Below are 14,204 nucleotides of genomic sequence, written 5' to 3'. Positions count from 1 at the left end.
GAAAAAGCCTCCTCCACCGGGGAACGGAATACTAATATTTCGAGAATTAGACATAAGAAATTCGCCTCCCATACGTTGTTATCCTATCGTATGGGTGGGCTTTTTAGTTGGTTACATGAAAAGTATATAATAAACCTAATCAGTCGATGAAAAAGTCGAGTACTCAACGGAGGCATGAACAATGATTACTGTCGTAGGAAGCCTGAATATGGATCTTGTCGTTCATACAAAGAACGTTCCTGCCATCGGTGAAACCATCCTTGGAGATGATTTTTTTCACTTTTCCTGGTGGTAAAGGCGCGAATCAAGCGGTTGCAGCTGCACGCTTAGCGGGAGATGTGACGATGGTCGGCAAAGTAGGAGACGACTTGTATGGCAATACCTTAATACAAACGCTCAAAGACGAAGGCATCCATTCGTCTTATGTACACGTTACAGATCAAGCCAAAAGTGGCGTCGCAATGATTACCGTGACGAACCAAGATAATTCAATTATTGTCGCTCCTGGTGCTAATTACGCATGGAACAGGGAAGAGGCGGAGTCATTCCGTGATGTGATTAAACAGTCAACAATCGTCGTCTTCCAATTGGAAACACCGCTTCCTTTTATAGAAGAGATGATTTCAATTGCTCATCAAGAAAATGTGGATATCATCCTAAATCCTGCGCCCGCTGTACAACTATCATCACGCATACTTGAACAAGCGACGTACATTACCCCTAACGAAACAGAATGTGACATTCTATTCGGCGTGAGCCCGAGGAGGCTGTCCAAAACTACCCGAACAAAGTCATCGTTACGCTCGGAAAAAACGGGGCGATGTATTGTAACGGTCATTCTGTCGTTCGAATTGCCGGGTTTGATACAGAGGCCGTAGATACTACAGGTGCTGGCGATACGTTTAACGGGGCGCTTGCCGTTGCATTGACCGATCAACTACCGCTAAATGAAGCGTTAGAATTTGCGAATGCTGCCGCTTCATTATCCGTCGAAAAACACGGAGCCCAACAAGGCATGCCAACACGCGAAGAAGTCCACAAAAGACTAAGTTCTTAACAACTTCATCCACAAATCAACAGGAAACTAAGGAATTCTTCTCTTTCATCCACTTACCCACATGTGGATAAGTTTTTCTAGTTCCATTCCTTTGCAGTTGGGGATAACTACTTTAGATTGTGCATACACAAAACGCCCAGTGCATGATGGATGCACTGGACGTCTCTCTCCTCGCTTGATTAAATGTACCCGATTATAACACTGCATGAACGGGACGTGACACGAGCGCTTCACGAGAAGTTCGTTCTTCTTCAAACACCCGGTGCCATATCATGAATGTCACCACTGCCCACAACTTACGACTGTGATCAGCCATCCCTTTTGCATGCTCATCCAAAAGGCTAAGTACATATGACTTGTTTATGAACATGTCTGTATCACTTCGCTGAACAGTTGATTGAACCCACTCATACATTTCATTTTGCAACCAATGTCGAATTGGTACTGGAAAACCTAGCTTTTTCCGATTAAAGACAGCTTCTGGTAAAATATCTTTTGCTGCTTCTCTCAGAACAAATTTCGTCGTACCTGCCGTCAGTTTCATGGACTGAGGGATCATGGATGCAACTTCAAACACTTGTTGGTCTAAAAAAAGGCACTCGAAGTTCTATTGAATGAGCCATCGACATCCGATCTGCTACCGTCAGAATATCCCCTGGCAACCACGTGTGCAAATCAATGTATTGCATTTGTGTGCTTTCATCCCATTGTAAAGCTTGGTCATACAATGGTTTTGTGACGTTTGTATATGGATAAATGCATCCTGCATCCGCTAGCAATAATTCTTTTTCCTCATGATTGAAAATTTTGGCATTCCCGACATAACGCTCAGCTAGTGGTGTTGTTCCACGAATCAAATAATTTCTTCCTTTTATTCCTTCAGGCAATTGCCTTGCTAACCATTGTACCCAATGATTAATTCGACGAGGTAAGTAACTAAAACCTTTTAGCGCATTAGGCTCCTTGTAGATCTCATAACCTGCGAACAGTTCATCGGCTCCTTCTCCCGATAGCACGACTTTCACATGCTGACTTGCAAGCCTAGAGACGAAATAGTTCGGGATTGCAGCTGGATCCGCGACCGGCTCGTCCATATGATAGACGATGTTTTCCATCTCATTCATCACTTCTTCAGCTGTGATGATATACGAATGGTTATCTACCCTAGATGATCGGCCGTTTCTTTTGCTAACTCGATCTCGCTATACCCCTCTCGTTCAAATCCGACCGTAAACGTTTGCAAATTCGGATGATGTTCTTTCGCTAGTGCAACAATTGTACTTGAATCAATTCCACCTGATAAAAACGCTCCTACACTCACGTCACTACGCATATGAACAGATACAGAACTTTGAAGTGCCTGTTGCAAAGTTGTCGCTACATTTTTTTGTCCCTTCTAAACTTGAACAAAACTGCGCTTGGAAGTACCGTTCTACATGTGCCTTCTCCAAGTCAAACGAGTACGTAAGACAATGCCCTGGCTTCAATTGTTGAAACGCTGCGTCTGTATAACCGTCCGTGGAAGGGATATATTGAAACGTTAAATAATGATGTAATGCTTCTTTATCAACAGCTTTATACTCTGCCCCTAACAACGGTAAACATTTTCGTTCAGATGAGAAGAAAAAAAACCATCTTCATTCTCGTCATAATAAAACGGCTTAATGCCAAACGGATCTCTTGCCGCAAACAACTCTCGCTCTACCCGATCCCAAATGGCAAAAGCAAACATTCCTCGCAATTGATAAATCATTTGTTTACCATAAACCTCGTAAAGCGCAAGAAGCACTTCCGTGTCACCTTCAGTTTGAAAATAGTAACCTTCTTCTATTAACGATTGTCTAAGTTCAACATAATTATAGATTTCTCCATTAAAAACAATCAGATATTGCTTAGATAAACTCTGCATAGGCTGGTGTGCATTTGATAGATCTTGGATACTCAATCTAGAAAAATAGAAATCAATGTCTGAGTCTTGAACATACCGAAAGTCATCAGGACCTCGATGATGCATTCGTTCCTCTACACGATGTAACTCTACTGAATCCATGTAAGTACGCTTCACACGACCACAAAAACCGCACATAATAGCCTCCCATACACTCAACCCGCCAACACAGTATAGTTTAACTAGAAGACTTTGTAAATAAAATTTCAGATTAGTCTGTTAGTATCTATAGTAGTACTTGCAAAGGTAGCATGAGTAGCTAGAAGCCATATAAGCTCGCACTTTTCGGCACTTTGATTGCATGTTTTTAATGGCGAAATAGAGTGTAACGTTACATGTTTATAAAGAAAAATAAGCCATTGGTTTTATCTTAAAGAGCCACAAATAACGAACACGAGTTTTAAGGATCTAACCATTTCAAACTTAAAAGGAGTTTAATGTAAAGCAAGTTTTTTTTATGAGAAATTAATATGGTTCTTTTTTTCATGATCCCTTCTTAAGTTTCCTTCAGAACACTAAATAACTTTCAAGTGCTCACTTACGAACCTGTCATCAATCCATCATAATGATATAGAGGACAGCCCCTTTGCAACTAGGAAAGTGCAATGGCTTTTTTTGTGCTTTTCTTATAAGTAATCTGACGTTAAGAAGGAGTGGTTTGCATGAAGCGACTATTTAAAAACGGAACAGTAATTACCTCGGACAGCAACCTTGGGAATTTAAAAGATGCCGATGTACTAATTGAAAACGATAAGATCATTGAAGTCGGACCGAACATTTCAGCGGAAGATTGTGAGGTCATTGATGCAAAGGACATGATCGTGATGCCGGGTCTAGTCGATACACACAGGCATACGTGGGAATCCGTCATTCGCAACGTTGGTGCAGATTGGTCATTACAGACGTATTTAGGCAATATTTATTATGGGAATATTGGATCAAAGAGACGTCCGGAAGACGATTATGTCGGGAACCTATTAGGTGCGCTTGAAGCTTTAGAATCAGGGTTACGACCTTATATGACTGGACAATGATTATTTCAAACGATCATGCGGAAGAGATGATCCGGGGGCTAAAAGAATCGGGAATCCGCGCCATTTTCGGTTATGGGTCTCCAGGAGATGCTGAATACTGGAGTTCAGATAGTAAGCTCGATACGATCGATAAGGCTAGGGCAATGAAAGAACGGCATTTCAGCTCAGATGATCAATTGCTTACGATGGGGCTCGCGATTCGCGGACCGGAATTTAGCTCCTGGGAGACGAGTGTAAAAGAAATTCAGTTCGCACGTGAGATCGATGCAGTCTGTAGCATGCACTTAGGATTTGGAACGTGGGGGTCAACAGAACGTTCCATTGAGAAATTACATGAAGCAGGATTGTTAGGAGAACATTTGAACTTTGCACATGCAAATGCTGTACAACCCGAGGAAGTACAATTGCTGGCGGAGAATGGCGGTAGCATCTCCGTAACCCCTGAGATTGAAATGATGATGGGTCATGGTTATCCTGCCATTGGGCTCGCTTTGGAAAATGGGGTGAAGCCGGCACTTGGTGTGGATGTTGTCACCTCTACTGGGGGAGACATGTTCACACAAATGAAGTTCGCTTTGCAAGCAGATCGCGCTCGAGTAAATCAAGAACAATTATCTCAAGGCATCATGCCTGGACCAGAGCTTCACCTTTCTGCAAAAAAATATATTGGAGTCTGCGACGATTGACGGTGCAAAAGCGCTAAGACTCGATCACAAAGTTGGGTCGTTAACACCGGGTAAACAAGCAGATCTCATTATGATCAATAAGAACGACCTCAATATTTTCCCTGTTAATGATCCAATCGGCACAGTCGTCCAATGCACAAACACCTCAAACGTCGACTCAGTATACGTCGCAGGAAATCCTGTTAAGAAGAATGGAAAGATGATTGGCATCGATATCGAGAGAATCAAAAGACTAGCAACCGCAGCTAGTCAGCACTTGCTTGGTTAAAAAGTAGAAAGGATGATTGGTGATAAATCCATCATCCTTTTTATGTTCTAAGCTACTAATCTATGTTCTTATTTCAACTTTATATTGTTTACTCATTTTGATCATTACACTCTTATGATGCTTGCACCTGCTCCTTAAATCGCTGAAAGGCCGTGCGTAAGGCTACATTAACAGAATTGACGGATGGTGCGTAGTAGTTTTCATTGATTTTCTTCATTAATGGATCAATACCTTCATTGAGATCGTATCCAATGATTAGACGTTTGAAATAACTTTGAGCCAGTGAGGTCACGAGCGTGAGTTCTACATCGACAATTTCATATGTCTTACGATCAATTTCTAACACGATGCCAAAGTGCTTGTACACTTCATACATAGATGTTCCTTGAGGGGCCTTTGCATAACCCGTAACTAAAATCGTATCCAACAAAAATCCCTTCTTTCGTTAGCATGTTCGTTAGGCTTGTCTACTTGCCTTACAACTTATTGAATGTTCTTATTATATAATAAAAGTGTCGCTCTTTTGTAAAAGAGCGACACTTTTTAGGAGATTAGGACTTTAATTGTTATAGTGCTTCGTTATATTGGTGCTCTGAATGGTTTTTCTTTGGCATAACCCATTTCTGTAGAACAAATACGATCGCGAAGATTGCAAAACCAGCGAGGCTGACAAGGAAGTCTGGTACAACGAGCATAATTGCTGCTACAAACAAAGCAATTCGCTCGTACCAGTACGTGCCTCGTAGCCACCAGCCTTCAATGGCAGCACTTAAGGCAAACACACCGACTAATGCTGTCGTTAATGTTATGACGACTTCTCCAGGTGTACCGATCCAAATGAGTGACGGTCCGTACACGAACATGAATGGCACGATAAATCCAGCAATTCCTAGCCTTAATGCAACGAGACTCGTTTGCAGCGGATTCGTATTTGCAATTCCAGAAGCAGCAAACGATGCCAATGCAACAGGTGGCGTGATCGCCGATAAAATTGCAAAATAGAAAACGAACAAGTGCGCCGCCATCGGTTCTACGCCGAGCTGGACGAGTGCTGGAATCGTTAGTGGTACTTGAACGATATAAGCGGCAACCGTTGGTAACCCAAGACCGAGTAATAGTGAAGCTACCATCGTAAGCAACAACGTAATAAATAGACTATCACCAGAAATCGCAAGAATCATGCTACTAAATTGTAAGCCAATTCCTGTCATGCTAATAACCCCGATGATAAAACCTGCCGACGCACAAGCGATCGCTGTTTCAAGCGCTGCACGTGCCCCAAGATCTAACGCTTTGAACATCGTTCCAAACGAGAGTCGTGTCGCTGCTTTAAAGGCTGCGACAACGATTACACTCGCAATCGCAAACAATGCCGCACGCATCGGTGAGTAACCCATCACGAGCATGATGACGATAATAAGTAGTGGGAGTGAGAACATTCCACCTTCTTTAAGTACGGTTTTAACCTTTGGAATCATTTCTTTTGGCATACCATCTAGGCCGTCTTTTTTTCGCACGTAAATCAACTTGGAAATACACACAGACGTAATACAGGATTGCTGGAATAATGGCTGCAATTGCAACTTCAATGTAAGGAACACCTAAGTAAGACGCAATAATGAATGCCGCAGCACCCATGATCGGAGGAATAATCTGTCCACCAGCCGAAGAGACTGCTTCAACAGCTGCTGCAAATGTTCCTTTATATCCAGTACGCTTCATAAGAGGTATTGTAAATGGTCCTGTCGTAGCTGTATTTGCGACCGCGCTACCTGAGATCGTTCCAAGAATGGCACTCCCGGCAACTGCAGTCTTAGCAGGACCACCGCGATATTTCCCCATTAAACCTACAGACAAGTTAATAAAGAAGTTTCCTGCACCAGATACTTCTAGAAACTTACCAAAAAGAATAAACAAGAAGATAAACGTTGCAGAAACCCCAAGTGGAGTACTGAACACACCCATCGTTGAGTAGAATAAATGATCGAGAATCCACATTAAGTCAAACCCACGATGTTCTAACCCTCCAGGTAAATACTGACCGAAAAACCCATAGCCTAAGAATGCGAGTACAATAATTGTGAACGCCCGTCCAACGACACGCCGCGTTGCTTCAATTAGAAGAATACTTGCGATCACACCGATCACAATCTCCAACGTAGAGAGTGGTGTTACATACGTTAATCTTGCAGAAATATCAATCGCATTTAATGCAAAATATTGAAAAGAACCGAGAACGAGTAAGATGGCAACGATGTCATACCAAGGAATGCGTTTTCCTTCTTGATTCTTTGTCGGTCGATAAAGGGCAAACACAAGAACGAGTGCAAAGGCTAAGTGAATGGAGCGTTGTGCAATCGACTCAAACACTCCAAAGAAAGCCGTATACAAATGGAATAATGACATTAAAATTGCAAGGAACGATACGACTTTTCCGGTCACACCGACTAATGTTCGCTGTTTATTTCCGAGCACTTCCGATTGTGCTTCATCCATGTCTTTCACATCTAGATTTAGATCTTTTTGGCTCATTTAAAACACCCCCCTGATCATTTGTAAAGCGTTTTCAATTAATCGTTTAAAACCCCAATCTCTTCGTAGTATCGCTTCGCCCCTGGATGAAGTTCACCAATACTATATTCAATAGAATACTCAGCATCAAAATCAGATAACGTACTAGAAACAGCTCTCCAAGTATCTGCTTTTTCAATAATCATTTTCGTTAATTCATAGCCTACTTCTTCAGAAATCATGTTTTCATTTGCTACGAGTACCGTTTCAGGTGCAAATGTTAAGATGTCCTCATGGTCGCCATAGGTACCGGCTTCAATCGTATAAGGGTTGTACCCTTCATTGATTTCTTTCAATTTCACTTGATCTTCTTCTGTTAATGGAATAACACGTACGCCGAGTGTTGTATCAAGCTCTTGGATGAATGATGCTGGAATACCTAATCCACCTACCCAAGCGTCCAAGTGACCGTCACGCATTAAGTCTGCTGCGTCAGACGTGCCGATGTACTCAATTTGAGCTAAATCATCATAACTCATGTCGTAAGCCGTCAGTATATCCTGAAACATTACCTCGCCACTGTATCCCCGAATTCCTGGACTTACCCGATGACCTGCCAAATCTTCAACAGTATGAATGTTTGAACTTCTTGGCACTACGATGTGCAATACGTTCGGATAAAATGTTGCAATCGTTTTCATATTCGTGATCGGCTCTTCGAAATCGCCTACGGCATTCTCCGCCATTGGGATTGACTCACCATTTGAGAAACCGAGCGCAAAAATGTCATTATGAATACCGATTAAGTTTGCAATGGATCCGCCCTCGACCACCGTCGCTGTTGAGTCAGGATAAATCTTTCTCATCTCTTCACTCATGGATGCTGCGAGTGAGTGCCATAGTCCACCTACGGTTGCAGCACCAAATGTGAAATCTTCAGGAGGTTCTCCTGTCGCGACCTCTGTATCTTCATTTGCACTTGACTCAGATTGTGAGCAACCGCTTACAATCACCAATAACATCATGAATACGATCATGCTTTTCCAAATCCTCATGTCCTCCACCCCCAACGTAAGTCTTAAAGTGCTACAACAAACGATGCCGCTGTCGTTTCTTCAATGTCTTCAACTGTCACGCCATCAGCTAATTCTACTAAGTACATTTGATTGTCTTTAAACGTAAACACTGCTTTTTCAGTAATTAATACATCCGCTTTACGATATCCACTACTTGGATATGTTAATGATTCTACGATTTTTGCTTCTCCACTTTTGGATGTGTGCGTCATCGTTAAGATTACTTTTTGCACACCAGCAACAAGGTCCATCGCTCCACCAACACCGAGAATATCCTTACCTGGAACTGCCCAATTCGCAAGCTCTCCCGTTTGATCCACTTGAAGCGCTCCGATCACAGCCGTATCCACATGACCCCCGCGAATCATGGCAAACGATAACGCACTATCAAATATTGCCGATCCTGGCAATTCGGTAACAGGTTGCTTACTTGCATTAATCAAATCCGGATTAATTTGACCATCTTCTGGTGCAGGACCCGTACCGAGCAATCCATTTTCTGAATGCAAAAACACATGCTTATCACCTAAGTACTCCGGAATAAGTGTAGGAATCCCAACCCCTAAGTTAATGACTTCGCCTTCCCCTAGCTCGTCTGCTGCACGTTTTGCAATATCTTGCCTCATCGTTTTCACGTTATTTTGTACGTTCAACGAAAGTCCCCCCTTCAACTTCATAGCGCGTCTTAACAAGATAGTCGACAAATAAATGTTGAGTTTTAATTTCTTCTGGTTTTAATTCGCCAGTTGGAACGATTTCATCCACTTCTGCGATTACAATTTTTCCTGCCATCGCCATCGCTGTATTAAAGTTTTCTTGTGTTTTGCGATAGACTAAATTTCCATATTCATCGGCTTTATGTGCTCGAATAAGAGCTACATCCCCTGGGATGCTTTTTTTCCAATACATATTCTTTGCCATCAAATTCCCGCACTTCTTTATTCTCAGAAAGTTTTGTTCCTGCTCCTGTCGGTGTATAAAAGGCAGGAATCCCTGCTCCTGCTGCACGAATTCCTTCAGCCATCGTACCTTGAGGCAACAATTCAATTTCAAGCCAGCCCTCATTCCAAGCGTTTACTGCCCCACGATGTGTTGTGAAATAAGATCCAATGGCTTTTTTTAATTTGACCGTTATCTAGAAGTTTCCCTAACCCTTTTTGTGGTTCACCTAAGTTATTACTTACAATGGTTAGATCTTTGACGTCAGTCTTTGCAATCTCGTCGACGATTGTCAATGGGCAGCCAGACAGACCGAAACCACCAACGAGCACTTGGTCACCGTCTTTTATGTAATTTGAAATATCCGTTAATGAGATTTCTTTCTTAGAAGTCATTCTTGTCTCCCCTTTTTCAACAAAATTCCAAAATAAAAACCAAACAATTATCATCGCTTTAAGGCGCACGGACTCCTAGCCTTAAACACTGATGATAGATCGTTTGGTTTATAATGGTTACCCAAGCAAGCGGGAACAAGCTTGGAGCATTATAATAACGCGTCTATCAAGTTCATTTCTTAATAACGAAATAGTACCACGAGATGTAGACGCTTTCAATACTTTTTTTCGGAAAATTTAAAAGCTTCTTTTCAAAAGCTCCCCTAGCAATAGATTTGCAAGGGGAGCCTCTTTTTATATGGCAACGTGTTTCTTTTTGATTTGTTCATATGCTTCTTTGACTCGTTTAAATTTGACGATGTCACCTGTCGGTGAGTCAGGGTGATATCGCTTAGCCATTATACGGTATCTTGCCTTCACTTCTTCAAGGCTTACTTGCTCATGTTGCTGAAATTCCAGCACTTTCATATGTTCATTAACACAGGAAACAACGTTCTTCTTCGGCAACTTAGTACGTTCAAACAAGTAACTCTCTGCACTCTGTTGATGATGCAAAAAGGAATGACTGACTTCACTAAATTCTAACGCATCTGTAAAAGCTCGATTCGCACGATTGTTTTTACTTAATTTATTGTTTGCCATAAGTACACTACAAAGAAATAATAATGCTTTCTGCACATCATTTTCTAGTTCGCTAGCGCTCACTATGTAAGGTGTAAATTGGCCTGGCTGATGAGAATATACATAACGCTGATTGACCGTCATTGATTCAATATATAATTGCTCACACTGTCCACCGCTTGTTTTCGTTAGCTTAGCCCCAATATCAAGTTCCAACTTCGTATTCTTACCCTGAATCGAAACCTTACCTTCAGGAACAGAATAATACCGTTGACGTTTGTCTTGGCGAAGTTGATAAAACGAGACATCTTTGCCATTAATAACAGCACCATCAACAACGAAAGAACGATAGGTTGTTAAAAATGATGTTGATTGCGTTTGATTTGAAGAATACAGCCAATAACAAAAACCAAAGCTGCCGATGATAAACAGTAAAACAAACACTTCCATCATCGAAGATCCTCCTTACATTACCTACTTGTCTCTATTCTTATACTATTTTATTCGTAGTATGTATCAACGACTATGTTCCATTAATTTCATCTTTATATCATTTGGAATCGTTTGCTTTCCACCTTTTCTAGCAACATTCACGTATACTGCATGTCCTTTTGTACAGCAACGATCGTTTTGATGAATTTCTTCATATAAAGTAAAGCTCGTATTCCCAACTTTCTCAACCCAAACTTTAACGACAACGTCTGAATGGTAATGAATTTCGCTTACATATTGAATGTCAATTTTAAGTAAGATGCAACGCCAATCATGAAATGCCAAGTCAGGATTAAACAACTTAAAAATCTCCTTACGTCCTGCCTCAAGCCATACTGGAATCGTCGTATTGTTAATATGACCAACCCCATCCGTTTCTGAGACTCTTGGTGTAATCGTTGTAGAATACATGAAAACGCCTCCAGTAAATCTTTTATATTTTTTTATGGATTTCACTAGACATCCCTTTGATCTTATTTTAGTATGTTCACTCGTGATTAAAAAACAGAATCGAAGGGAGCGGTTTATGATGCGCCTTAACTTCTCTAGAAAAACAATCCTTGCTGTCTTTATGCTTGGGACGTTTGCTGTTGGAATGACAGAATACGTCGTTACCGGATTGTTAACCCAATTTGCTCATGATTTGAACGTTGATGTATCAACGACCGGCTTGCTTCTTACTGTCTATGCCATTAGTGTCGCGATCTTCGGACCACTATTACGAATTGCAACGCTCAAGGCTTCTCCAAAACCATTACTTGTTGCATTTGTTGCACTGTTTATCATTAGTAATATCATTGCCGCAACCGCACCGAATTTTGAAGTGTTGCTATTATCAAGGCTATTGTCAGCTGCGATGCATGCACCGTACTTCGGTTTATGTATGTTTGTCGCAGTTAGCATTTCAGAAGCGTCTAAAAAAACGAGCGCCATTGCCGCGGTTCAAGGTGGTCTAACCATTGCAATCATGCTAGGAGTACCCTTTGGCTCTTATCTAGGTGGAATTTTTGACTGGCGAATTGTTTTTTGGTTCATGGCTGTCTTAGGTGTCGTGACACTCATCGGTTTAATTGTCGTTACACCGAACGTAAAACCTACCGAAATTCCTAAAATCAAAACAGAGCTATCGATGCTCAAAAATAAAAACGTCTTGCTCACAATGGCGATTATCGTATTCGGGTTTTCAGGTGTATTTACAGCTTACACGTTTAAAGAACCGATGTACCGAGAGTTTGCAGGATTTGATGTAACAGGTATTACGATCGGGCTGTTCTTCTTCGGTCTTGGTGCAGTACTCGGAAACTTTGCATCCGGGACCGTACAACCATCAAACTGACGACACGTTTGATTTATGCCCTATTAGCACTCGCACTTGTACTCGCAACGTACGCCTTTTTCTTGCAGTTTGCCCCGATGGCCATTTTAATGAGTTTCTTATTCGGAGCAGGTACATTCGGAACGACACCGCTTCTTAATGCAAAAATCATTCTTGCAGCAAAAGAAGCCCCAAACTTGTCAGGTACACTTGCGCATCCGTCTTTAATCTTGCCAATGCGATTGGTGCTGCACTTGGATCGTTTTTACTGAGTATCGGCTTTGGATATCAAGCGATTACTTGGGTCGCAGCTAGCATGATTACGATTGGTCTCATCATTAGTATCTTAACTAGAAAACTTGAAGACCCTATTCAAGAATAGATCTAAAAGCAACGTCCATAAAGATGGACGTTGCTTTTCTTCGACAAAACTAATCTGATTCCTCTTTTCAAAGCTCTTATCAATTTTAGTTAAAGGAAATGCAAGCTCTTGACATTTCAGTTATTTGTCGTTATTCTATAAATCGTAATCATTACGAATCGTAACCGTTACGGTTATTATCAAAGGAGTTACTTACATGCGTAAATTTCGATTAGTGCCTTTATCCATAGTTCTTCCTTTCTTGTTAATCGCATGTTCTGATGACCAAACACCGTCTGAGAATGATGCTAATGACCAAGAAGCAACAGAACCTTTACAAATATCTACAACTTTGTTTGCTCTTGAAGATTTCACGTCACGAATTGGCGGTGAACATGTCGAGGTAGAAAGTGTCTATCCCCCTAATGCCGATGCACATACATTTGAACCTTCATCAAGTACGTACGTAAAAATTGCTGAAGATGATGGTTTTATTTATTCTGGTGTTGGCATGGAACCCTTTGCCGATACCATTCATGACCTACTCGACGAAGAAACGGTAGAGATCATTGCAGCAGGTGAACACCTCTCTTTACGAGGTGAGCACGATCATGACAGCGAAAGTGACCATTCCCATGATCATGACCACGAACATGAAAATAATGAAGATCAGACGAGTGCAGTAGAACTTGAAGGCATCAACGATCACTACCATACCGGTGATACGATTACCCTTACTGCTACTGCAGACGAAGACGTCGAAGGAGACATTATCTGGTACACAAGAGATTCTGAATCTGATGATTGGAGCGAAGCTTCAACAGGCGAATCTTTTGAAGACACTGCGGATACAGATGGACAACAAGTGTATGCAGCGTTTATTGACGACGAAGAGCAAACCGTCGCTAAATCCGAAACTACAACAATACACATCGATGATCATGACGGGGAGTCTGGTGCAATTGACCCTCACGTTTTCCTTGATCCCATTTACAGCATTGAACTAGCAGAAAACATTATGAATCAGTTAAGTGAATTACGTCCTGAACACGAAGAATACTTCGCACAAAACTACGAGTCATTAAAAGCTGATTTGGAACAACTAGACGCGTCACTTCAAAGTACGATTGACAGTGCAGATCATAATCAAATTATTGTTTCACATGCTGCTTATGGTTATTGGGAAGATCGCTATGGAATTGAACAATTAAGTATTCACGGTTTGTCTTCTACTCAGGAACCTTCACAATCAGAGTTAACGTCAATTGTAGAAGCTGCACGAGAAAATAACCTTAGCTATGTAGTGTTTGAAAACAATGTTAGTAGCACCATTAGTGAAGTTATTCAATCAGAGATTGGTGCAGAAAGCCTTGTTCTTCGTAATATGGAGAGCATTTCACAAGAGGACTATGATGCCGGCGAAGACTACGTTAGCATGATGGAAATGAACATTGAAACTCTTGAGACTGCATTAAATCATTAATCGATCATAAAAAGGACG

At 41.4% G+C, this 14,204-nt stretch carries 11 protein-coding genes and 5 pseudogenes; 4 read left to right on the top strand and 12 right to left on the bottom strand.

What is annotated here, in order from left to right; all coding sequences use genetic code 11:
• Positions 1-181: 181 nt before the first annotated feature.
• Positions 182-1,057: pseudogene (rbsK, locus tag JCM19055_RS02270) on the top strand (ribokinase).
• A 193-nt stretch (positions 1,058-1,250) separates the two neighbouring features.
• Here the strand turns inward: rbsK and JCM19055_RS28060 are convergent.
• From JCM19055_RS28060 to JCM19055_RS28045, 4 genes and pseudogenes are all read right to left on the bottom strand, one after another.
• Positions 1,251-1,634 carry an asparagine synthase C-terminal domain-containing protein gene (locus JCM19055_RS28060; protein ID WP_265181659.1) on the bottom strand — a complete coding sequence of 128 codons (384 nt, stop codon included), beginning with the start codon at positions 1,632-1,634 and terminating at the stop codon, positions 1,251-1,253.
• Positions 1,627-2,390, bottom strand: a pseudogene (locus tag JCM19055_RS28055) (asparagine synthetase B). The gene JCM19055_RS28060 and the pseudogene JCM19055_RS28055 overlap by 8 nt, the downstream one beginning before the upstream one ends.
• Complete coding sequence (locus JCM19055_RS28050; protein ID WP_265181658.1) at positions 2,383-2,652, bottom strand: hypothetical protein; 270 nt, start codon at positions 2,650-2,652, stop codon at positions 2,383-2,385. Before JCM19055_RS28050 ends, JCM19055_RS28055 begins: the two are co-directional and overlap by 8 nt.
• Entirely contained in the window at positions 2,646-3,143 is a 498-nt protein-coding gene (locus JCM19055_RS28045; RefSeq protein WP_265181657.1) for a hypothetical protein, read from the bottom strand. The genes JCM19055_RS28050 and JCM19055_RS28045 overlap by 7 nt, the downstream gene beginning before the upstream one ends.
• A gap of 524 nt (positions 3,144-3,667) precedes the next feature.
• Between JCM19055_RS28045 and JCM19055_RS02260 the strand changes: the two are divergent.
• Positions 3,668-4,993: pseudogene (locus JCM19055_RS02260) on the top strand (amidohydrolase family protein).
• 112 nt (positions 4,994-5,105) lie between these two features.
• On the opposite strand, the gene JCM19055_RS02255 reads toward JCM19055_RS02260, so the two are convergent.
• From JCM19055_RS02255 to JCM19055_RS02225, 8 genes and pseudogenes are all read right to left on the bottom strand, one after another.
• Positions 5,106-5,420 (bottom strand): DUF3870 domain-containing protein, encoded by a 315-nt coding sequence (locus JCM19055_RS02255; protein WP_265181656.1) that lies wholly within the window; start codon positions 5,418-5,420, stop codon positions 5,106-5,108.
• A 139-nt stretch (positions 5,421-5,559) separates the two neighbouring features.
• A complete protein-coding gene (locus JCM19055_RS28040) occupies positions 5,560-6,510 on the bottom strand; it encodes a DUF3394 domain-containing protein (RefSeq protein ID WP_265181655.1) in 951 nt (316 codons plus the stop codon).
• Positions 6,455-7,525 (bottom strand): TRAP transporter fused permease subunit, encoded by a 1,071-nt coding sequence (locus JCM19055_RS28035; protein WP_052365797.1) that lies wholly within the window; start codon positions 7,523-7,525, stop codon positions 6,455-6,457. Before JCM19055_RS28035 ends, JCM19055_RS28040 begins: the two co-directional genes overlap by 56 nt.
• A 38-nt stretch (positions 7,526-7,563) precedes the next feature.
• Positions 7,564-8,559 carry a TAXI family TRAP transporter solute-binding subunit gene (locus JCM19055_RS02245; protein ID WP_042358309.1) on the bottom strand — a complete coding sequence of 332 codons (996 nt, stop codon included), beginning with the start codon at positions 8,557-8,559 and terminating at the stop codon, positions 7,564-7,566.
• Positions 8,560-8,582: 23 nt separating this feature from the next.
• On the bottom strand, positions 8,583-9,206 hold the full coding sequence (locus JCM19055_RS02240; RefSeq protein ID WP_042358354.1) for a 3-oxoacid CoA-transferase subunit B: 624 nt from the start codon (positions 9,204-9,206) through the stop codon (positions 8,583-8,585).
• Between the two features lie 10 nt (positions 9,207-9,216).
• Positions 9,217-9,914: pseudogene (locus JCM19055_RS02235) on the bottom strand (CoA transferase subunit A).
• A gap of 294 nt (positions 9,915-10,208) precedes the next feature.
• Positions 10,209-10,988: a J domain-containing protein gene (locus JCM19055_RS28030; protein WP_042358308.1), complete on the bottom strand. Its 780-nt coding sequence runs from the start codon at positions 10,986-10,988 to the stop codon at positions 10,209-10,211.
• Positions 10,989-11,051: 63 nt separating this feature from the next.
• On the bottom strand, positions 11,052-11,438 hold the full coding sequence (locus tag JCM19055_RS02225) for a thioesterase family protein (protein WP_042358307.1): 387 nt from the start codon (positions 11,436-11,438) through the stop codon (positions 11,052-11,054).
• A gap of 118 nt (positions 11,439-11,556) precedes the next feature.
• Between JCM19055_RS02225 and JCM19055_RS02220 the strand changes: the two are divergent.
• Together JCM19055_RS02220 and JCM19055_RS02215 are read left to right on the top strand one after the other, a co-directional pair.
• Positions 11,557-12,724: pseudogene (locus JCM19055_RS02220) on the top strand (MFS transporter).
• Positions 12,725-12,920: 196 nt separating this feature from the next.
• On the top strand, positions 12,921-14,186 hold the full coding sequence (locus JCM19055_RS02215; protein WP_042358306.1) for a metal ABC transporter solute-binding protein, Zn/Mn family: 1,266 nt from the start codon (positions 12,921-12,923) through the stop codon (positions 14,184-14,186).
• Positions 14,187-14,204: the final 18 nt, after the last annotated feature.

The organism is Geomicrobium sp. JCM 19055, assembly GCF_000698185.1.
GTDB classification, from domain to species: Bacteria; Bacillota; Bacilli; order Bacillales; family Marinococcaceae; genus Geomicrobium_A; species Geomicrobium_A sediminis.
This window is presented reverse-complemented; position numbering and strand designations above follow the sequence as displayed.

Excerpts from the sequence above, each read along its gene's own strand:
- JCM19055_RS28030 (WP_042358308.1), bottom strand. The coding sequence starts at position 10,988 with ATGATGGAAGTGTTTGTTTTACTGTTTATCATCGGCAGCTTTGGTTTT.
- JCM19055_RS02245 (WP_042358309.1), bottom strand. The coding sequence starts at position 8,559 with ATGAGGATTTGGAAAAGCATGATCGTATTCATGATGTTATTGGTGATT.
- JCM19055_RS02225 (WP_042358307.1), bottom strand. The coding sequence starts at position 11,438 with ATGTATTCTACAACGATTACACCAAGAGTCTCAGAAACGGATGGGGTT.
- JCM19055_RS28035 (WP_052365797.1), bottom strand. The coding sequence starts at position 7,525 with ATGAGCCAAAAAGATCTAAATCTAGATGTGAAAGACATGGATGAAGCA.
- JCM19055_RS02215 (WP_042358306.1), top strand. The coding sequence starts at position 12,921 with ATGCGTAAATTTCGATTAGTGCCTTTATCCATAGTTCTTCCTTTCTTG.
- JCM19055_RS28045 (WP_265181657.1), bottom strand. The coding sequence starts at position 3,143 with ATGTGCGGTTTTTGTGGTCGTGTGAAGCGTACTTACATGGATTCAGTA.
- JCM19055_RS02240 (WP_042358354.1), bottom strand. The coding sequence starts at position 9,206 with ATGAGGCAAGATATTGCAAAACGTGCAGCAGACGAGCTAGGGGAAGGC.